Origin of the sequence: Ralstonia sp. AU12-08 (assembly GCF_000442475.1) — a bacterium.
GTDB classification, from domain to species: Bacteria; Pseudomonadota; Gammaproteobacteria; order Burkholderiales; family Burkholderiaceae; genus Ralstonia; species Ralstonia insidiosa.
The window spans coordinates 204487-224500 of the sequence record NZ_ASZV01000008.1; the positions used below are offsets into that span (position 1 = coordinate 204487).

The following is a 20014-nucleotide window of genomic DNA, read 5'->3' on the forward strand; positions in this document are numbered from 1 at the left end:
TGCCCCATTTCTGGAGACCGTCTTCATGCTGAAGGTCATTGCGATCGTCATCGTCGTTGCCATTGTTGCCGTGCTTGGGTTTGCCGCCACGCGCCCAGACAGCTTTCGCGTGCAGCGCGAGATCGACATCAAGGCGCCGCCCGAAAAGGTGTTTGCCCTGATCGATGATTTTCACCACTGGACCGCCTGGTCGCCGTGGGAAAAGCTCGACCCGGCGATGAAGCGCACGTACGGCGGCCCGACCAATGGCAAGGGCGCGAATTATGCGTGGGAGGGTTCCAGCAAGGTGGGTGCGGGGCGCATGGAGATTGTCGATACCTCGCTGTCGAACGCGCCCGCGCGCATCCAGATCCAATTGGATTTCCTGAAACCCTTCGAAGCCCACAACACGGCGGAATTCACGCTGAAGCCTGCGGGCGATCTCACCCATGTGACCTGGGCCATGTACGGCCCGAGCCCATTCATCTCGAAGGTAATGGGCCTGTTCTTCAGTATGGACGCGGTGATCGGCAAGGACTTCGAGGCCGGTCTCGCCAATCTCAAATCGGCTGCGGAATCCTGAGCGAGGCTGCAGCGCATTCAAGGAGTGGTTCCATGACGCATGGCATCGACGAACGCAAGCGCTGGCTTGCCCTCATCGTGCTCTGCCTGGGCGTGCTGATGATCGTGCTGGACACGACCATCGTGAACGTCGCACTGCCGTCCATCCGGGCGGATCTGGGCTTTTCCGAAACCTCGCTGGTGTGGGTGGTCAACGCCTACATGCTGACCTTTGGCGGCTTCCTGCTGCTGGGTGGGCGACTGGGTGACCTGTTCGGGCATCGCAAGCTGTTCTTGCTGGGGATCACGCTGTTCACGCTGGCTTCTGCGGCGTGCGGGCTGGCGAACTCGCAGGGGTTGCTGATTGCGGCGCGAGCGGTACAGGGGCTGGGCGGGGCCGTGGTGTCGGCGGTGTCGCTGTCGCTCATCATGAACCTGTTCACCTCGCCGGCGGACCGCGCAAAGGCGATGGGCATCTACGGCTTTGTGTGCGCGGGCGGTGGCAGCATCGGCGTGTTGCTGGGCGGGCTGCTGACCAGCGCGCTGAGCTGGCACTGGATCTTCCTGGTCAACCTGCCGATTGGTGTGGCGGTGTACGCCGCGTGCGTGGCGCTGCTGCCTGCTGGCAAGCCACTGGCGGATCGCGCCAAGCTGGATGTGGCAGGCGCCATTTCGGTGACGGCATCGCTCATGCTGGCGGTATACGCGATCGTGCATGGGAATGAGGCGGGTTGGACTTCTACGCAAACGCTTGCCCAGTTGGGGGTTGCCGTTGCGTTGATGATTGCGTTCCTCGTCATTGAGTCGCGCGTGTCGCATCCGCTCATGCCGCTGCACATGTTCGCGCTGCGCAATGTGGCCGCGGCCAATGTGGTGGGCGTGCTGTGGGCGGCGGCGATGTTCGCGTGGTTCTTCATCTCGGCGCTCTACATGCAGCGCGTGCTGAACTACAGCGCCATGCAGGTGGGGCTGGCCTTCCTGCCGGCCAACATCATCATGGCAGTGTTCTCGCTGGGGCTGTCGGCCAAGCTGGTGATGCGCTTTGGCATTCGCGCGCCGCTGTCGCTGGGCTTGCTGGTGGCGGCCGTCGGGCTGATGCTGTTTGCGCGCGCGCCGGCCGGCGGCAACTTCATGCTGGACGTGCTGCCGGGCATGCTGCTGCTGGGCCTGGGTGCAGGCGTGGCCTTCAACCCGGTGCTGCTGGCGGCGATGAGCGATGTCGCGCCGGATGAATCTGGCCTGGCTTCGGGCGTGGTCAATACGTCGTTCATGATGGGCGGCGCTTTGGGGCTGGCGATTCTCGCAAGCCTAGCGGCAGCCCGCACGAACAACCTGACTGCTGCAGGAGCCGTTGGGGCCACCGCACTCAACGGCGGCTATCACTTGGCTTTCCTGCTGGGTGCCATTGCGGCTGTGCTGGCTTCTGCACTGGCCGGCGCCTTCGTGCGGACACGGGCACACGCGCACACGCAGGATCAGGCGTCCTCCGCCGCCTCCATCTAAGCTGATTCACACTGCATGTCTCAATCGAGGCATGCGGTGTAATCCGTTATTGACCGACCGGTCGGACGGTTTATAATCGATCCAGCTCCGGCATGACGTGAATGGCGGGGCACGCACATCCAGCACTCCCCAACGCGGGGCCGGAGGATCGCATGTACACCCAAAGCCTGGACCAGCCCGGCGGCTTGCCCACAGAACAGGAACTGGCCGCTGTGCCGCAAGGCGAAGCCGAGTTGCAGGCGCGCTTTGACGCGCGCATCGGTGCTGACCACAAGATCGAACCGCAGGACTGGATGCCCGCGCCGTACCGCAAGACGCTATTGCGGCAGATTTCGCAGCACGCGCATTCAGAGGTGGTGGGCATGCTGCCCGAGGGCAACTGGATCAGCCGTGCGCCGTCGCTCAAGCGCAAGGCCATCCTCCTGGCCAAGGTGCAGGACGAGGCGGGTCATGGCCTCTATCTCTACTCCGCCGCAGAAACGCTCGGCAGCACGCGCGACGAGATGCTCGACGCGCTGCACGAAGGGCGCGCCAAGTACTCCTCCATCTTCAACTACCCGACGCTCTCCTGGGCAGACGTGGGCGTGATCGGCTGGCTGGTGGACGGCGCCGCCATCATGAACCAGGTGCCGCTGTGCCGTTGCTCGTACGGCCCGTATGCGCGCGCCATGATCCGCATCTGCAAGGAAGAGTCGTTCCACCAGCGCCAGGGTTTTGAGTCGCTGCTGACCATGATGGGCGGCACGCAGCCGCAGCGCGACATGGTGCAGGAGGCAGTCAACCGCTGGTGGTTTCCGGTGTTGATGATGTTCGGGCCGCCTGATACCGCATCGCCCAACAGCGCGCAGACCATGGCCTGGGGCATCAAACGTATCTCGAACGATGACTTGCGCCAGCGCTTTGTCGACGCGACCGTCGAGCAGGCGCGTGTGTTGGGCGTGACGTTGCCTGACCCTGGACTCACGTGGAATGAGGCGCGTGGCCATTACGATTTCTCGCCGCTGGACTGGTCCGAATTCAAGCGTGTGCTTGACGGCCATGGCCCCTGCAACCGTGAGCGCCTCGCCACCCGCAAGCGTGCGCATGAAGAGGGTGAATGGGTGCGCGAAGCCGCGCTTGCCTACGCACGCAAACAGGCCGAACGTGCGGCCGCCACCGAACAAGCCGCCTGAGGAGCCCCAGCATGAGTACAACCGCGCATCAACACGAATGGCCACTGTGGGAAGTGTTTATCCGCAGCAAGCAGGGCCTGGAGCACAAGCATTGCGGCAGCCTGCATGCGGTCGATGCCAAGCAGGCGTTGCAGATGGCGCGCGACGTCTATACGCGCCGGCAGGAAGGCGTCTCGATCTGGGTCGTGCCATCGGCCGCCATCACCGCCAGCGAGCCCGATGACAAGCCCATGCTGTTCGACCCGATGGCCGACAAGATCTACCGGCACCCGACGTTCTATCGGCTACCCGATGAAGTCAACCATATGTGAGCCGTGGCGATGACTTCCAACGCGCATCTGCACTACATCCTGCGTCTGGCCGACAACGCGCTCATTCTTGGTCAGCGCAACGCTGAGTGGACGGGGCATGGCCCCGTGCTTGAAGAGGACATTGCACTGTCCAACCTGAGCCTCGATTTGATTGGTCAGGCGCGACTGCTCTATACGCATGCCGGCCAGCTCGAAGGCACGCTGACTGGTACGCCGCGCGGCGAAGACGACTATGCCTACTGGCGCACTGAACAGGCGTTCCGCAACTACACGCTGCTCGAACTGCCCCATGTGGGGCCGCTGGTTGCCACATCCGCTGCGGCACGCGACTACGCGGTCACCATCGTCCGCCACTTCCTGTATACGGCGTTGATGGTGCCGTTGTGGGAGGCGCTGGCCGCATCCAAGGATGCAGAACTGGCCGCCATTGCCGCCAAGTCGGTCAAGGAGATGCGCTATCACCTCGCGCACACGCGTGACTGGCTGGTGCGCTTTGGCGATGGCACCGAGGTGTCGCATGCGCGCGCCCAGGCGGCGCTCAACTGGTTGATGCCCTACACCAACGAGTTTTTTGCCGCTGATGCCATTGAAGATGCCGTGGCCGATGCCGGCATTGGCGTGCGCGTCGCCGATCTGCGTGATGTGTGGCAGGCAACGGTGAACGATGCGCTGGCTGAGGCCACACTTGCCTTGCCCGAGTCAGGCCCCTACGTCAGCACTGGAAAACACGGCGAGCACTCCGAGCACATGGGCTATCTGCTGGCCGAAATGCAGGGGCTGGCGCGCCAGTTTCCGGGGGCATCGTGGTAGCCGAGCCCGTTGCTTCCGCCGAGGTGGCTACACGGCTTGCACGCGCTCGGGCCGCGCTGGACGCCGTGACCGACCCGGAGATCCCCGTCGTCACGATCGCTGAACTGGGCATCCTGCGCGACGTGGAGATCGATGGTGGTGGCACCGTGGTGGCAACCATCACGCCCACGTATTCCGGCTGCCCGGCGATGGACCAGATTGCCGACGACGTGAGCCGCGCGCTGCAGGCGGCGGATGTGGGGGCCTTTCGCGTGCGCTCCGTGCTCTCGCCAGCGTGGACGACGGATTGGATCACGCCCGAAGGGCACCGCAAGCTGCGCGACTTCGGTATTGCACCGCCAGCCCACGTGGTGACGGTGGGCAATGCGCGCCCGATTCGCCTGATGCGCCCGGCACAGGGCGAGCACATTGCCTGCCCGCAATGCGGCTCGCACGACACGGTGCTCATCTCCGCCTTCGGTTCGACCGCGTGCAAGGCGCTGTACCGTTGCCGCGCGTGCCGTGAGCCGTTCGACTACTTCAAGCCCTACTAAACGAAACGATCGCCATGACCCCGCAATTTCACCCGCTGCGTATTGCCGAAGTGCGTGGCGAGACGGCTGATACGATTTCCCTACGCTTTGATGTGCCGGACGACCTGCGCGATGCCTATCGCTTCAAGCAGGGCCAGTTCCTGACGCTGCGCATGCCGGTGCCCGAGACAGGGCAGAGCGATATGCGGCGCTCGTATTCCATCTGTTGTTCCGTGCAGGACTATGACGCGCATGGCGAACTGCGCGTGGCCGTCAAGCGTGTGGATGCCGGCGTGTTCTCCAACCACCTGCACGACCGCATTCGTGTGGGGCAATCGCTCGATGTGCTGCCGCCTGATGGCCGCTTCTACGTTCCACTCGCTGCGGAAAGTGCGCGCCACTACGTCGCCTTTGCTGCCGGCAGCGGCATCACGCCGATCCTCTCGCTCATCAAGACCACGCTGGCCGCCGAGCCGCACAGCCGCTTCACGCTGGTCTACGGCAACCGCAGCATCGACAGCATCATCTTTGGCGAGGCGCTGGAAGACCTGAAGGACCGCTATCTCGATCGGTTTGCGCTGTATCACGTGCTGTCGCGCCAGGCGCAGGAGATTGCATTGTTCAACGGGCGGCTGGACGGTGCGAAGGCGCATGCTTTTCTGGATGCGCTGATTCCTCCCGACGATATCGACGCTGCCTTCATCTGTGGGCCATCCACGATGATCGATGCGGTGGAAGCTGTGCTGCTGGAGCGCGGTGTGCCACGCGAGCGCGTGCATGCCGAGCGCTTTGGCGTACCGGTGGGCGACGCCTCGACTGAATCGGCCAAAGCGCGCAAGCGTGCGGCGGTGGCTGGCGATGTGGCGTTGACGGTGGTGCTCGACGGCAAGTCGCACGACGTGCCGATGGCGGGGGATGCCAAGGTGCTCGACAGCGCGCTGAACGCTGGGCTGGACTTGCCTTATGCGTGCAAGGGCGGCGTGTGCTGCACGTGCCGCGCCAAGGTGCTGGAAGGGCGCGTGGAGATGGAGAAGAACTTCACGCTGGAAGACTGGGAGATCCAGCAAGGCTTTGTGCTGACGTGCCAGGCGCGGCCGCTCACGCAGCGTGTTGTCGTGAGCTATGACGAGCGCTGATGGTTGCTGAGCTTCAGCCCTTCTTGTCGCCTGGGCTGCCGAGCCCGTTCTCCAGCATCTCGATCACCATCTCGGCATAGCCTTCGTACGACAGTGGGCCATCGGGTTTGAGCCAGGTGAACGTCCAGTTCATCATGCCGAACAGCATCATCGTGATGGGGGTGCGGTTAGCCTCGTCCACCTTGTCGGGGTAGGCCGCGCCGAGCTGCCGGCCCACAGCGGCCACCACGTCCCGCTCGCGGGCAAGCACGATGTCACGCTGGTCGGGCGACAGGTACTTCACATCATTAAGCAGCGCCACGTGCCGCGTGCGCGACGTCGCGTATTCAGCCAGGAAGGTGCGGATCAGCAGATGCAGCGTGGCCCGCGCCGACAGCTTGGCGTGCAGCGCATCGCTCTCCGCGCGTTCGACCAGGTCGGCCAGCCGCGTGGTGTAGCGGTCGAGCAGATCGAAGAGGATCGCTTCCTTGCCTTCGTAGTAGTGGTACAGGCGCGACTTCGAGCCACCGCAGGCGGCGGCGAGCTGGTTCATCGACACGCTCGGGTAGCTGTCAGCCGCAAAGGCTTCAGCGGCGGTGTCGAGCACGCTTTCGCGGCGCAGCTCGAATTCGTCTTCGTTCTTGACGCGGGACATGTCTGGCGGCACATCGGTTGGATGGCCGCCATGTTAACCGCAACCGGACGGGTTGCGGCGCATCGTTGCCGATCCGTTATGCCGTCTCGTGCACGGCCAGGAAATCCAGCACCAGCCCGATAAACGCGTCCGGCGCCTCCACGTTGGCAAGGTGCACGGTGTCCAGCATGCGCAGTTGTGCGCCCGGAATGGCGGCGGCGATCTCCTCGCCGTGCCGCGCAGACGTCACCGTATCGTGCTGGCCCGCAATGACCAGCGTGGGATGCGGGATGAGCGCGATCGTGCGACGCAGGTCTGAATCCCGCACCGCAGTCCAGCCGCCGATGATGCCCTCGCGCGGCGTTTCTAGCAGCGCGCGGCGGAACGGTGCGACCGCCGGGTCATTTGCCTCCAGCATGTGTGCCGGGAACCAGTTGCGCAGGAAGGTCTCGGCCGTCTCTTGCATGTCGGGGGCACGCTGCAGCTCCGCAATGGCGTTGTCAAAGTACTGCACCGGGCCGAGGTGGGCAGCGGTGTTCGACAGCACCAGGCGGTCGATACGCTCCGGCACATGGATGGCCAACCATTGCGCCACGATGCCCCCCAGCGAAAGCCCCAGCATGTGCACGCGCTGCAGGCCGAGTGCGTCGAGCAGCTCCACCACATCGCGTCCCAGTCGATCGAGTGAATACAGCCCCGTAGGCGCATCGGACGCGCCGTGGCCACGCGCGTCATAACGCAACACGTGGAAGTGCTCGGCAAGCTGCGGCACCGTCACGTCCCACATATGCAGGTCGGTGCCGATGGAGTTGGACAGCAGCAGGACAGGCTTGTCGGGCGAGCCGTCAAAGCGATAGGCCAGACGTACGCCGTCGCCGGTGGTGATGAACGAAAGGGTGTTGTGAGATCCCATGATGCGTTCCAGAACGTGTTTGAGGTGGAGTCATCCTAGAATCCGGGCTGTTTCATGGATACTATAAAGTTTGAAAGAACTCTGTAGATTCAACAAACAATGTCGAACTTCACGCTCCATGAGCTGCAGTGCTTCGATGCGGTGGTGGCAGGGGGGAGCTTTCAGGCGGCGGCTGACCGGCTGCACCGCTCGCACCCCTCGGTGTTTGCTGCGGTGGCCAAGCTGGAGGAGCAACTCGGCTTGAGCCTGCTGGACCGCAGTGGCTACCGGGTGCGGTTGACGGAGGCCGGCCAGTCCTTCCACCGCAAAGTCCAGTCGTTGCTGCGGGAGAGCGAAGAGCTGCGGACCCATGCCAAGCAACTGGCCATGGGGGAAGAGGCAGAGTTGCGCGTGGTGCTGGGCGATCTGTGTCCGTTGCAGCCGGTACTGGCATTGCTTAGCCAGTTCTTCGGCCAATGCCCGCAAACGCGCCTGCAGTTGCAGTTCGAAGCCGTGACCGGCCCCTGGGAGCGTCTGCTGGAAGACGAGGCCGATCTGATCGTGCACCGCGTGCCGAAAGGCGATGTGCGCATGGAATGGATCGACCTAGGCAAGATCGCGATGGTACCGGTGGTCGCGCCGGGTTTTTTGCCTTTTGCGCCAACGTCCGGCCTTACGCCGCAGCAGATGCAGCGCTTCATGCAATGCGTGATCAACGATTCGGCGCGTCAGCCGTCATCACAGGCGCACTACGTGTTGGAGGGCGCCCCGCAGTGCTTCGTGCCGGATCAGCTGATGAAGAAGGAGTTGATCGTGCACGGTATGGCATGGGGGCATCTGCCGCGCTTCATGATCGAGGCGGAATTGCGCGAGGGGCGTCTGCTCTCGATTGCAGGCAAGCACTTCCCCGGCATGATCCAGGACTTGGCGGTGGCGCGCCGGCGTGATCGGCCGCATGGGCCCGTTGCCAATCGGTTGTGGGATTTTCTGGCCCAGCAGGCGCCGGTACTGAAGCCGGTGCTGGGCCGGATGCCGCGCCAGGCCGCGGCAGGCGCCGCGCGCAAGACGACGTAGCGCGCGGTCAGGCGGCCTGCTTGGTCGCACTCATGTAGTTGCGGTTGTAGTTGAGCACGCGCCCCGTGGCGAGATCAAAGCCGACGCGGCCAGTGAGCGTTTCCAGCGCGCGGCCGTACAGGTGGAAGTGGCGCGTAGGCTTGTTGCCGACCACATGGATGCTGTGGATGTCGTCTGCAAGAAACGTGATGGGCGTGCCGGGTTGCACGACCACCTCACGCGACAGGGCGAGCGTGGCCCGTTCAGGGTCGCGGCCATCATCGGTGCGGATGTACACGCGGTTCAACTCTTCGCCTTCCAGTGCAACGATCACTGCCCACGTGGTGTGGTTGTGCGGCGGCGTGATCTTGCCCGGGTTGATCGAGTTCAGGTACAGCGCAAAGGTCTTGTCGGCCTCTTCATGCAGCAGGTAGCGGCTGGACGCATCGGCGTCATCTGCCGGGGGCGGCGGGAAGGCGTCGAAGGGGAACAGCGCCTCTTGCGCGGCCAGTTCCTGCAGCCGATCAGCAATGCGGGTGAGTGACGCGTAGGTGATGCCATCCTGCGCAGCAATGGCACGAATGGCGATGAGGGTTTGACGGACCGCGTGGTCCCGTTGCTCGGTGAGGCTCATGGCGCGTTGTGAACAATGAAGGGCAGAGAAGAGACGCCCCAGTGTAGAACGCCGGGCACGCACCACCAACGCAGCATCCTGCATATGCATAGACGCATCGGTTCGTTCTCGCGCGCGGGGCGGCGTGCCTACCATGGGCCTTTCCGTTACGCGCGAGGCCCGCATGTCTGTTCCTTCCATTGATGCCGTCACGTTGAAGGCGTGGCTCCACGACGGTGCAGAGATCGCACTGCTCGACGTGCGCGAGGCCGGAGAGTTTGGCGAAGGACATCTCTTCCTGGCAACGCCAGCACCATACAGCCGGCTGGAGATCGACGCCGTGCGTCTGGTGCCCCGGCGCAACGTTCGGCTGGTAGTGACGGATGCCGATGGTGGTGCGCTCTCCGTGCTGGCAGCCCGGCGCTTGCTCGATCTTGGCTACGACAGCGTGCACGTGCTGGCAGGCGGTAATGCCGGCTGGCAGGCCGCCGGGTTTGCGTTGTTCAAGGGCATCAACGTGCCATCCAAGACGTTTGGTGAACTGGCTGAGCTGGCCTATCACACACCGCACATCACGGCAGGTGAGCTGGCCGCCTGGCAGCGCGAGCACAAGCGCCACGTGCTGCTGGATGGGCGCACCGTCGCCGAGTACCGCCGCATGACCATTCCTGGTGCCGTCGCGTGCCCGAACGGTGAGCTGGCACTGCGCGTGCATGCGCTTGTGCCGGATGACGACACACCGGTTGTCATCAATTGCGCGGGGCGCACACGCAGCATCATCGGTGCGCAGACGCTGCGCAATCTGGGGCTGCCGAATCCGATCTACGCGCTGGAGAACGGTACGCAAGGCTGGCAGTTGCACGGCCTGACGTTGGAGCACGGCGCCGACCGCCGCTACCCCGACACGATCGATGTGCCGGCACGCCGGCGCGCGAAGGCAGCGGTGGCGGATCTGTCCGATCGCTTTGCTGTGCCAACAGTCACAGCGGTGGCGGTTCAAGCCGAGATCCAGCAAGGGGCGCGTACGGTCTTCCTGCTCGACGTGCGCACCGCGGATGCCTTTGCGCGCGGCAGCCTGCCGGGTGCCGTGCATGCGCCGGGCGGCCAGTTGCTGCAGGCGACAGACCAGTACGTCGGCGTGCGCGGCGCCTGGTTGATCGTCTTCGACGATGACGGTATCCGCGCTCCCGTGATCGCCAGTTGGTTGCGCCAGCAGGGGCACGACGCCGCAGTGCTGGAAGGCGGTTTGAGCGAAGCGAATACGGCCTTGCTGGCAACACGCGATGCGCCGTGGCAGCCGGCACTCCCAGTGGGGATCGACGCGGGCACGCTGCGCAACGCCTTCGCGCATGGAGAAGTCGTGTTGTTCGATCTGCGCAGCAGCGCTGCCTATCGCACGGCGCATATTCCCGGTGCACGCTGGGCCACGCGGCGACAGTTGCACGACGTGCGCGGCGCACAGGTCGTGCTGGTGGACGATGACGCTGCCGTCAGCGCACTCGCGGCGGTGGACTTGCTGGAGCAGGGGGCGGCTTCCGTGCGGCGACTCGAAGGTGGCGTTGCCGCGTGGCATGCCGCCGGGTATCCGCTTGAGGCGACGCCAGAACTGCCGGCAGACGCCGAGCGCATTGACTACCTTTTCTTCGTGCATGACCGCCATGACGGCAACCTCGATGCCGCGCGCGGCTATCTCGCCTGGGAGATCGGGCTGGTAGCGCAACTCGATGCGCAGGAGCGCGCGCTGTTTGCGCTCGGCAGCCCGAGTGCAATCGTCAACGAACCGGCAGAGGTGGTGGCCCCATGACCCGCACATTCACCCGCGCCTCCCACAACGTGCCCGAAGCGCTTGCCACACGCATCATCCACGCGGGCAGCCCACCGTTTGTTGACGGAGCCGCGCCCGTCAATGTGCCCGTTGAACGCACCAGCACCGTGCGCCATGCCAGCACCGCGGCCCTGCACGACGTGCATGCTCGCCGCAAGGCCGGCGAGAACATCGCGAGCTACGGCCGCCATGGCTCGCAAACGCACCGCGCGCTGGAAGACGCGCTGCTGGCGCTGGAGGGCGGCGTGCGGGCGTTCCTTGCGCCGTCGGGCCTGTCGGCCATCTCGCTGACGTTCTTGGCGCTGCTCTCGCCCGGTGACCACGTGATCGTGACCGACAGCATCTACGCGCCCGTGCGGCGGCTGGATGCCGTGCTGCTGCAACGATTGGGGATCGAGGTGTCGTATGTCGAGCCCAATGATGGGCGCCTGGAAGCTGCCATTCGACCGCACACGCGGTTGATCTTCACCGAGTCGCCCGGGTCGTTGCTGTACGAGATCTACGATCTGGAGGCCATTGCCCGTGTCGCGCGGCGCCACGACATCGTGCTGGCAACGGACAACACCTGGGCCTCCGGCATCCTGTTCCGTCCGCTTGAGGCGGGGGTCGATGTTTCGGTGCTGGCTGCCACCAAGTACGTGGCCGGGCATTCCGACGTGATGCTGGGTGCCGTGATTGCGCGCACCGAGGCCGTGGCCGCCCGCATTGCCGCCGCCCACGATGTGCTGGGCCTGACCATTGGCGCAGACGATGCCTACCTGGCCTTGCGTGGCGTGCGCACGCTACCTGTGCGGATGGCGCAGCACCAGCGCAATGCAACGCGTGTCGCGCAATGGTTGCAGACGCAGCCAGGCGTGGGGCAGGTGTTTTATCCGGCATTGCCGGACGACCCCGGCCACGCGCTGTGGAAGCGCGACTTCTCGGGCGCCAACGGGCTGGTTTCCTTCGTACTCAAGGACGCAGATCAGTACGCTGCAGAGCGTGTTGCTGACGCGTTGCAGCTCTTCGCCATCGGCGCCTCGTGGGGTGGCTATGAAAGCCTTGTCACGGTGGTTGCGCCCGAGCGTCTGTCAGACCATGTGCAATGGAACCGCAGCGGTGCGGTGTTACGCCTGCACGTTGGCCTGGAGGATGCCGACGACCTGATTGCCGATCTGGAGCAGGCGCTGCAGCACGCCCCCGTGGCGGAGCTGCACGCCATCGGCGGGTAGGAGAGGGGGATCAGACAGCAAACGCCGCGCTTGCAAAGGCGGCGTGCCACGGCGCATGCGCAGGCGGCCGTGCCCCGGCGTGCCCCGACAGCGCGCGCGACAGAAATGCCCGCGTGCGCTCGCTTACCGGTGACGAGAAGAGCTGCTCGGCCGGGCCGCGCTCCACCACCACACCGTGCTCGGTAAACACCACAGCATCGCTGATGGCACGTGCGAAGGCCATTTCGTGCGTCACCAGTACGCAGGTCAGCCCATCGTCGACCAGTTCTCCGATGACGTTGAGCACTTCGCCCACCGTCTCAGGGTCGAGCGCCGAGGTCACTTCGTCAAACAGGATCAGCTCGGGCCGCATTGCCAGCGCCCGAGCAATCGCCACGCGTTGTTGCTGGCCGCCAGAGAGCTGGCCCGGATAGGCGCGTGCCTTGTCGGCCAGGCCCACCTTCTTGAGCAGCGCATGCGCATCGGCTTCGGCCTCTTGCTTTGTCCGGCCCAGCACGCGCACGGGGGCGGCCGTCAGGTTGTCCAGCACGCTCAGGTGCGGAAACAGGTTGTACTGCTGGAACACAAAGCCGATGCGCTTGCGCAGGGCAATCGTGTCGGCCTCGGTGGTGAGCTGGTCGACGCGGATGCCGTCCACCGTCACACTGCCGCGCTGCGGCCGCAACAGCCCGCTGATGCAACGCAGGAGCGTCGACTTGCCTGAGCCGGATGGCCCGATGATCGACACAGCCTGGCCACGATGCACGTCGAGGTCGATGCCGCGCAGCACAGTTGTGGTGCCGAAGGTCAGATGCACATCGCGCAACGCTACGAGCGGAGCACTGGTAGCAGGCGCATCAAGGGGCAGCAGATCAGGCGAGGACATGGGCGCGCTCCAGGCGCCGGGTCAGGCGCGAAATCGGGTAGCAATAGACGAAGAACAACCCGAGCACAGTGAAGTAGGTAAGCACCGTGAACGGCGTACGGTTGACGGTGTTGCTGGCAATCTGCGCGGTGTCGAGCAGGTCATGCACGCCCACCAGCGAGGCCATGGCGGTGCCCATGGTGATGACCGCATACAGGTTCATCCATGAAGGCAGCATGCGGCGCAGGCACTGTGGCAGCACGATGCGCCAGAGGATGTCGCGGCGCGTGAAGGCCAGCGATGCCGCCGCCTCCCACTGCGTAGACGGAATCGACAGCACCGCGCCACGAAAGATTTCCGCTACGTGGGCACTTGCCGGCAGTGCCAGCGCCAGCGTGACCTTGAGCCAATCGGGAAACGGAAACACATGGCCGCGCACGACAATCTCGAACGGCACGGCGTAAGCAATGCCGTACACGAGCACAAGCCAGGGCGCATTCCGGAAGGCGACGACGTAGCTACCGGCAAACCGTTGCACCCAGCGTGCCGGCGATAGATGCAACGCACCGACGGCCAGCCCGATCAACGTGCCCAGCCCAACAGCAAGCAAGCTAATGCCGATATTGATGGCCAACCCCCGCAGCAGCGCCGGTGACCAGTGCAGCAGCGTCCCAAGAAGGGTGTCAGGCATGGGCGGGCCCTCCTGCAACAGCGTGGCCCGTGGCCCCATAGCCCGGCATGCGCAGCCGGCGTTCGATCCACACGCCGGCTGCGTGCACGGCATAGGTGACCACGCCATAGAACAGCAGTAACAGCACCATGCATTCGAGCACGTTGTCGCGTTGGGTCCAGATCATCAGCGCGCTGTAGGTGATGTCGCCCACCGCAATGGCCGAGGCTAGAGACGACGCCTTCACCAGTTCCACCGTGTTGTTCATCAACGAAGGCAGCGCGGCACGAAATGCCAGCGGAAGCTGCACGCGCCACAGCCGTTCACGTGCGCTGAAGCCCAATGACGTTGCCGCTTCCAGCATGGCGGGCGGTACGGCCTCAATGCCGCCGCGCAACGCCTCGGCATGAAAGGCCGCTTTGTGCAGCGAGAGAATGGCCACCGCCCAGAAGAACGGCGTGAGCGGGTTGCGCAACTGCCACTGCGCCAGCGCTTGCGTGATGAGTGTGTTGACGACCAGGAATGCACAGCACAACTGCACCAGCGTGGGCGTGTTGCGGGTGAGTTCAACAAAGCCCTGGGCGAGTTGCGCGACACGCCGGCGCGGTGAGATCAGCAAGCGCGCCAGCACCACCCCAAAGATGAGGCTCAACACCACGGTGCTGAACATCACTAGCAGCGAGAGCTTGGCGCCTTGCAGCAGCGCATTCCGTTCGTAGGCTTCAGCCAGGAAGCCGTAGTCGAGGCCCGTATGGCGGACCAGCGCAATCACGCGCAGAAGCAGATCGTCAGCCATGCGGAATGCGGGTCAGCTACGGCCCGCCTTGACGGTGCCCTTTGCAGCTTCGTGCCATTCGACCAGCGCGGGCGAGGGTGGCAGGATGCCATTCTTCTTCTCGGTCTCGATCAGCCAGCCATCGCGATGCCAGCCTTGCACGATGCGATCGAGCGCGGCCACGGTGTCGTTCTCGCCCTTGCGTGCCCAGATAACGGTGGGCGAGGGGATCAGATCTGGGCCGACAACGCGGTAGTCCTTCCATTCCGGGTTGGTGCGCGGCAGCGGTTGGAGCAGTGTGGCGTCATGCACGGCGGCGGCGCAGTTGTTGCCGCGCAGTGCCAGCAGCGATTCCGCCGGGCTCTTGAAGCCCTTGGGCGTGGCACCGATCTCGGCCGCCAGCGGCTTGGTGTAGCTGCTGCCTTGCGACAGGCACACATCCTTGCCCTTCAGGTCGCTCCACTTCTGCACGGGGCTGTCTTTGGGCACCAGCGCCACGCCGCCTACGCGGTAGTAGGGCGAAGGCACGTGGGCCAGCAGTTCCGCGCGCTCAGGGTTCAGCTCCATCGAGGCAACAAGAATGTCCACACGCCCTTGCTGCAGGAACTGAATGCGGTTGGACGGCTGCACCTGCACCGTTTCCACCTCCACACCCAGCCCGCGCCCAAGCGCCTGCGCCAAGTCGACATTGAAGCCTGTTGCGCGTTGCGTTACCGGGTCAATGGAACCGAAGGGTCCGCCCGACAGCACCACTCCCACCACCAGCTTCTTGCGCTGCTGGACCTTGTCGAGCGTGGCGTCAGCAGATGCAGCCGTGCTTGCCAGCAACGTGGCAGCAGCCAATAAGGTAGGGGCAAAACGGAACCAGTGAGAACGAGCAGACATGGCGTGCGACAGATTGTTTCTGAGGCAACCATTGTGTGAGACGCCCGTCGTGCGGTGAACGAATAAAAACCGGAAACGTTATGCAGTGCTCACGGTTTCTGCAGCCCCAGCCGTGCGCGCCACGCATGCCGCTGGGTATCCATCCAGTCGATCGTCTTGCGGCCCAGCGCAATGGAAGGCTGCTCGATATAGCGATGGAGCAGCGCCGCCAGCGCAAGCGTGAGTGCAAGATTGACGGCAAACAGCAGGACTTGCGTACCGATCCACTCCGGCGCAAGCACGCCCACCAGCCGGTGCGTGGCTTCGATCACGCTGGGGTGGACCAAGTAGAGCGCATACGACAACTCGCCCAGCCAGACCGCCGCACGCGGCACGCGGAGCAGGCCGCGGTACTCCATCGCCACCAGACCGATCAGCAATGCCCCCGCCGGCAGGCCGCGCGCGAGCAGATCAAACCTGGGCACGGGCCCGACCACGGAGACGATGAAGGCGCCCAGACCGGCCGCCAACAGCACATGGGCCAAGGCGGGTGTCAGGCGGTGCCGGTGTTCCGCATACAGCCACGCCAGCCCCGCCCCCAGCAGGAATTCGAGCACGAGCGGATTGGCTGCCATTGCCTGCAGGGGTGTGGCCCAAGTGTAGAGCGCTTCTGGATCACGCAGCACTACACCGCTGTGCCAGAACGGCACGATGATGGTTGTGGTGAACAACGCCAGCGCGACCAGCCACAGCGCGCGTCTGCCAAACAGCGCCAGGCCCAGCGCGCACAGTGCATAGAAGAACGCCTCGTAGTTGAGTGACCAGCCGACGTAGAGCGCGGGATAGCCGAAGTAAGGCGCATCCACATTGGCCTGCGGTAGGAAGGCCAGTGAGCTGAGCAGCACGCCAGTCGACACCGGATTGAGCCATGTGGAATGCAGCACCGACATCAACCAGTAAGGCGGCGCCAGCCGGAATGCGCGCTTGACGAGAAACTCGCCGGGCGCCTCCGGTCCCTTGGGGCCCAGGATGGCGACCCACGCAATGATGAAGCCGCTGATGACAAAGAAGACATCCACGCCCACATGTCCGCGCTTGATCACGTGCGTGGTCAGCCACGCCAGGGCGGGCATGTCGGTATGGGCCAGCGCCAGGCCGGAATGGAATACAACGACGTAGAGCGCGGCAAAGCCTCGCAGTGCCTGGATGCTTTGAAGAGAAGACGAAGAACGGTTCACGCTGAGTGGGACGACTGCGGCGCAACGAGCGGTTCCGCCGCCATCGCGCTGTGGACGAGCTAGGGCAACCCAACCACTTTAGCAAGCTGCGTGCCCCGTGCTCTCGCCCGTTGTGTGCCAGGGCAGTGGCGCGTTCGTGCTCAACCGATGCTCTGCGTCAAGGCCCGACGCGCGGGCGTCAACATCGGCTCGCGCTAATCAGTATTTCCCAGGCAAGGATGCGCTGACGGCAGCGCTCATCCGTCGCGAAACACAACTGAGCGGCCGAGCGCCAAGGCGCTCACCGGCACTTGACGCTGTAGCCCGACACGCTCGGCAGGTCATCTTCGCCAGCGGTTTCCAGCGACAGCCTGCCGGCCGGGCCGGCGTAGCTGTAGCTGCAATAGGCCATGCCCGTGCCCGAGCAGTCGTCGGTTTCGATGATGCCGTGTTTGAACAGCGCCGCTTGCCGTGGGTCGCCACTGGCCTTGGCACGCACCGGGTTCCAGCCCTTGGTGGCGAGCACCTTGCGTGCCTTGTCGATCGGCATGCCGTAGACGTTCGGCAGCTTGGCACGGCCCTGGCAGACAGCCTCTTCGTCGGCCATCTTGGTCAGCCGCACCGTGCCGTCGGCGTCGACATGCAGGTCGCCCGCGGGCGCGGGAACGATATCGCCATCCCACAGGCGCACGGTGCCGCCCTCAAGCGGGACGAGGTTGCCGATAGCGGTGTCGTCTGCCGACTTGCCATAGGCCAGCGCGATCAGCTTGTCATTGCTGAACACCGCGATGTTGCCTTGCGTAGCGGCACAGGTGCCGCTGGTGCCGGCCTGCATCTGGCCCGCAAAGCTCACGGCGCGGTAGGGCCCCAGCGGCACGTCGGCCATGACGGCCCAGCCCTGCGCGGCCACCTGCTTGGCAGCGGCCGACTTCGGCTGGATGACCCGCTGCGGGCAATCCTCCCGGTCACTTGCGCTGCCGCCCGCTTTGGGCAGTGTGGCGGTTGCCTTGACGCGGATGTCCTTCAACTCGGAAACCACGCGCGGTGCTGTGGCACTTGTTTGTGCGATGGCGGGCAACGATACCGCGAGGCTTAGCGCCAGCACGGCTTGGCGCAGGGAAGTCTGTGCGGCGGGGGCTGCAAACGTAGGCATGGCGAGAGCGCGCATCAAGAGCGCGATGGAAGACGATTGGAGAGGACGCAGTCTCTGGCGAGCGTGGAAATCGCCAAAACATTAAGAAACGGAAACAAGCCGGCGACGCAGCAATGGTTGTTCTGATTGGCGTGCCGCTGTTGACGCGGCGGGACTATATAGGTCGGTATCTATTCGCGCAATCGCGCTACGTTGAAAGCGGCATGACGACACGTGCGCTACGTGAGCGATGCGGCAGCGCCTTCCATCAGATGCCGCAGCGCATGCACGGATTGCAGCCCCATGCTGGCGGTCAGCGCGCTGGTCAGGCGCTCGGCTATCTGTTGATCCAACAACTCGCAAAGTGCGATGCCGGGCGCGCTGATCGACAACCGGACGCTGCGCCGATCCTCCGCGCCGCGCGTGACAGAAATCAGGCGGCGCAACTGAAGCAGATGGGCCGCACGTGAGAGCCCGCCGATGTCCCGATGCAGCGTCACGGCGACTTCCGTCAGCGTGCCGGCGGCTGCGTGGTGCAAGTGGCAAAGCAGCAACCACTGCGAGAGCGAGAGTCCCGTGCTGCCCAGCATCTCCGTCACGCGTTGCTGCAGCGTGCTGTGCAACCGATTGACCGAGACGAGCACATCCAGCAGCACGGCCGAATCTGGCATGGGGGGCATCTGCAACATCGTTGACTCCGTGAATGCATAGGCTTTCAATGCGCGGCCACCGCGCCACCGCCGGTGCCCTTGACGGGCTTGGCCAGCCAGATGAGCGGCACGATCACCAAGAAGATCACGCCTGAGATCCAGAAGATGTCGTTCAGCCCGAGCATGGAGGCTTGTGCATCCAGGCCACGCTCGAAGTAGGCGAGTGCCTCAGCCGGGCTGAAACCGAACGCGGCGCGGATGCCGTCCAGCGCGGCGGTATAGGTTGGGTTGTTCGCGCTGCTTTGTTCGGCCAGTTGTGCGTGGTGCAGGATGGTGCGGTTGCTCCATGCCGTGGTAGCGAGCGATGTGCCCACCGCGCCGCAGAACACCCGCACGAAGTTCGACAGGCCGGCAGCAGCGGGAATCTTTTCCGGCGGAAGGCCCGACAGGATGATGGCTGTGAGCGGCACGAAGAACATTGCAGTGGGAATGCCCTGCAGCAGTGTCGGCAACACCAGCGACCACGTATCCACATTGGCGGTATAGCCCGAGCGCATGAAGAACACGCCCGCAAAGCCGGCAAAGGCGAGTGTTGCCAGCACGCGCATGTCGGACTTCGGCAGGATGCGGCCCAGCACCGGCGTGAGCAGCACGGCAAAGATGCCCAGCGGCGCGGTGGCCAGCCCAGCGTTGACGGCCGGGTAGCCCAGCCATTGCTGCATCCATTGCGGTAGGATCACCAGGTTGGCGAAGAACACGGCATAGGCGACCGAGATGGCCACCGTGCCCGAGAGGAAGTTGCGGCGCGCAAACAGGCGCAGTTCGATGATGGGGTGCTGGTCCGTCAGTTCCCAGATCAGGAAGAACACAAACGCGATGAGCGCCACCACCGCCAGCCCGACAATGAACGGCGAGTTGAACCAGTCCAGGTCCTTGCCCTTGTCGAGCATGATCTGCAGCGCCGCCACCCAGGTGATGAGCGAAACCAGGCCGATCTTGTCGATGGGCAGCTTGCGCGTGGCCGATTCGCGATCGCGGTAGAGGAACCACGTGACCGCCGCGGCAAACAGGCCGACGGGGATGTTGATGTAGAAGATCCACGACCACGAGTAGCGGTCCGTAATCCAACCGCCCAGCAGCGGGCCGGCAATCGGGCCGACGGTGGCCGTCATGGCCCACAGCGCCAGTGCCGTGCCGCTCTTTTGCTTCGGGTACGAGCCCAGCAGGATGGCCTGCGACAGCGGCGTCATCGGGCCCGCCACCGCGCCCTGCAGAATGCGCGCAGCCAACAGCACCGGCAGGTTGGGCGCCAAGCCGCACAGCCACGACGACAGCACGAACAGCAGAATGGTCGCCACGAACAGGCGCACCTGCCCGATGCGTTGCGTCAGCCAACCCGTGAGCGGAATCGACACCGCATTGGCCGCCGCAAACAGCGTGATGACCCAGGTGCCTTCATCCACCGACACGCCCAGGTTGCCGGCAATGGTCGGGATCGCCACGTTGGCAATCGACGAATCCAGCACGTTCATGAACGTGGCCAGCGCCACGGCTAGGGAGCCGAGCGCCAGCTTGCCGCCGGTGAGCGGTGCGGGTTCGGTATTGGCTTGTGCATCCATGATGACCTCGCAGAGGCTGCGTCAATTTTTCTGACTTGTCAGATAGTTGGGG

General features: G+C 64.5%; 21 protein-coding genes. 10 read left to right on the plus strand and 11 right to left on the minus strand.

The features are described 5' to 3' along the window. Nucleotides 1-25 precede the first annotated feature (25 nt). From C404_RS36500 to paaE, 7 genes are all read left to right on the plus strand, one after another. A complete protein-coding gene (locus C404_RS36500; RefSeq protein ID WP_021193700.1) occupies nt 26-562 on the plus strand; it encodes an SRPBCC family protein in 537 nt (178 codons plus the stop codon). A gap of 32 nt (nt 563-594) precedes the next feature. Then, complete coding sequence (locus C404_RS36505) at nt 595-2043, plus strand: DHA2 family efflux MFS transporter permease subunit (RefSeq protein ID WP_021193701.1); 1449 nt, start codon at nt 595-597, stop codon at nt 2041-2043. Between the two features lie 152 nt (nt 2044-2195). Further along, nucleotides 2196-3215 (plus strand): 1,2-phenylacetyl-CoA epoxidase subunit PaaA, encoded by a 1020-nt coding sequence (gene paaA, locus C404_RS36510; RefSeq protein WP_021193702.1) that lies wholly within the window; start codon nt 2196-2198, stop codon nt 3213-3215. 11 nt (nt 3216-3226) lie between these two features. After that, a complete protein-coding gene (gene paaB / locus C404_RS36515) occupies nt 3227-3526 on the plus strand; it encodes a 1,2-phenylacetyl-CoA epoxidase subunit PaaB (RefSeq protein ID WP_021193703.1) in 300 nt (99 codons plus the stop codon). Nucleotides 3527-3535: 9 nt separating this feature from the next. After that, nucleotides 3536-4336, plus strand: a complete 801-nt coding sequence (gene paaC, locus C404_RS36520; protein ID WP_021193704.1) for a 1,2-phenylacetyl-CoA epoxidase subunit PaaC — start codon at nt 3536-3538, stop codon at nt 4334-4336. After that, nucleotides 4330-4869: a 1,2-phenylacetyl-CoA epoxidase subunit PaaD gene (gene paaD, locus C404_RS36525; protein ID WP_021193705.1), complete on the plus strand. Its 540-nt coding sequence runs from the start codon at nt 4330-4332 to the stop codon at nt 4867-4869. The genes paaC and paaD overlap by 7 nt, the downstream gene beginning before the upstream one ends. A gap of 14 nt (nt 4870-4883) precedes the next feature. Continuing rightward, nucleotides 4884-5984: a 1,2-phenylacetyl-CoA epoxidase subunit PaaE gene (gene paaE / locus C404_RS36530; protein ID WP_021193706.1), complete on the plus strand. Its 1101-nt coding sequence runs from the start codon at nt 4884-4886 to the stop codon at nt 5982-5984. Between the two features lie 13 nt (nt 5985-5997). Here paaE and C404_RS36535 read toward each other — a convergent pair whose 3' ends face one another. After that, nucleotides 5998-6618 carry a TetR/AcrR family transcriptional regulator gene (locus C404_RS36535; RefSeq protein ID WP_021193707.1) on the minus strand — a complete coding sequence of 207 codons (621 nt, stop codon included), beginning with the start codon at nt 6616-6618 and terminating at the stop codon, nt 5998-6000. Between the two features lie 76 nt (nt 6619-6694). Then, complete coding sequence (locus tag C404_RS36540; RefSeq protein ID WP_021193708.1) at nt 6695-7510, minus strand: alpha/beta fold hydrolase; 816 nt, start codon at nt 7508-7510, stop codon at nt 6695-6697. Between the two features lie 99 nt (nt 7511-7609). On the opposite strand from C404_RS36540, the gene C404_RS36545 reads away from it, so the two are divergent. Beyond that, complete coding sequence (locus C404_RS36545) at nt 7610-8563, plus strand: LysR family transcriptional regulator (protein ID WP_021193709.1); 954 nt, start codon at nt 7610-7612, stop codon at nt 8561-8563. Nucleotides 8564-8570: 7 nt separating this feature from the next. On the opposite strand, the gene C404_RS36550 is transcribed toward C404_RS36545, so the two are convergent. After that, nucleotides 8571-9176 carry a cysteine dioxygenase family protein gene (locus C404_RS36550; RefSeq protein ID WP_021193710.1) on the minus strand — a complete coding sequence of 202 codons (606 nt, stop codon included), beginning with the start codon at nt 9174-9176 and terminating at the stop codon, nt 8571-8573. Nucleotides 9177-9339: 163 nt separating this feature from the next. On the opposite strand from C404_RS36550, the gene C404_RS36555 reads away from it, so the two are divergent. Continuing rightward, nucleotides 9340-10959 (plus strand): rhodanese-like domain-containing protein, encoded by a 1620-nt coding sequence (locus C404_RS36555; RefSeq protein WP_037011192.1) that lies wholly within the window; start codon nt 9340-9342, stop codon nt 10957-10959. Beyond that, nucleotides 10956-12191 (plus strand): cystathionine beta-lyase, encoded by a 1236-nt coding sequence (metC, locus tag C404_RS36560; protein ID WP_021193712.1) that lies wholly within the window; start codon nt 10956-10958, stop codon nt 12189-12191. Before C404_RS36555 ends, metC begins: the two co-directional genes overlap by 4 nt. A 10-nt stretch (nt 12192-12201) precedes the next feature. Here the strand turns inward: metC and C404_RS36565 are convergent, their stop codons facing one another. The 8 genes from C404_RS36565 to C404_RS36595 all read right to left on the minus strand — a co-directional run bounded on the left by C404_RS36565 (nt 12202) and on the right by C404_RS36595 (nt 19962). Beyond that, nucleotides 12202-13056 carry an amino acid ABC transporter ATP-binding protein gene (locus C404_RS36565; protein WP_021193713.1) on the minus strand — a complete coding sequence of 285 codons (855 nt, stop codon included), beginning with the start codon at nt 13054-13056 and terminating at the stop codon, nt 12202-12204. Continuing rightward, complete coding sequence (locus C404_RS36570) at nt 13043-13726, minus strand: amino acid ABC transporter permease (RefSeq protein ID WP_021193714.1); 684 nt, start codon at nt 13724-13726, stop codon at nt 13043-13045. The genes C404_RS36565 and C404_RS36570 overlap by 14 nt, the downstream gene beginning before the upstream one ends. Next, a complete protein-coding gene (locus C404_RS36575) occupies nt 13719-14501 on the minus strand; it encodes an amino acid ABC transporter permease (RefSeq protein WP_021193715.1) in 783 nt (260 codons plus the stop codon). The genes C404_RS36570 and C404_RS36575 overlap by 8 nt, the downstream gene beginning before the upstream one ends. 12 nt (nt 14502-14513) lie before the next feature. Further along, entirely contained in the window at nt 14514-15365 is an 852-nt protein-coding gene (locus tag C404_RS36580; protein ID WP_031328976.1) for a transporter substrate-binding domain-containing protein, read from the minus strand. Nucleotides 15366-15454: 89 nt separating this feature from the next. Then, nucleotides 15455-16582 (minus strand): acyltransferase family protein, encoded by a 1128-nt coding sequence (locus C404_RS36585; RefSeq protein WP_021193717.1) that lies wholly within the window; start codon nt 16580-16582, stop codon nt 15455-15457. A 280-nt stretch (nt 16583-16862) separates the two neighbouring features. Continuing rightward, nucleotides 16863-17714: a hypothetical protein gene (locus C404_RS36590; protein WP_021193718.1), complete on the minus strand. Its 852-nt coding sequence runs from the start codon at nt 17712-17714 to the stop codon at nt 16863-16865. 218 nt (nt 17715-17932) lie between these two features. Continuing rightward, the gene (locus C404_RS0129675; RefSeq protein WP_021193719.1) at nt 17933-18382 is read right to left on the minus strand and encodes a MarR family transcriptional regulator; all 450 of its coding nucleotides are present in this window, start codon (nt 18380-18382) and stop codon (nt 17933-17935) included. A gap of 26 nt (nt 18383-18408) precedes the next feature. Then, entirely contained in the window at nt 18409-19962 is a 1554-nt protein-coding gene (locus tag C404_RS36595) for a DHA2 family efflux MFS transporter permease subunit (protein WP_021193720.1), read from the minus strand. Nucleotides 19963-20014 lie beyond the last annotated feature (52 nt).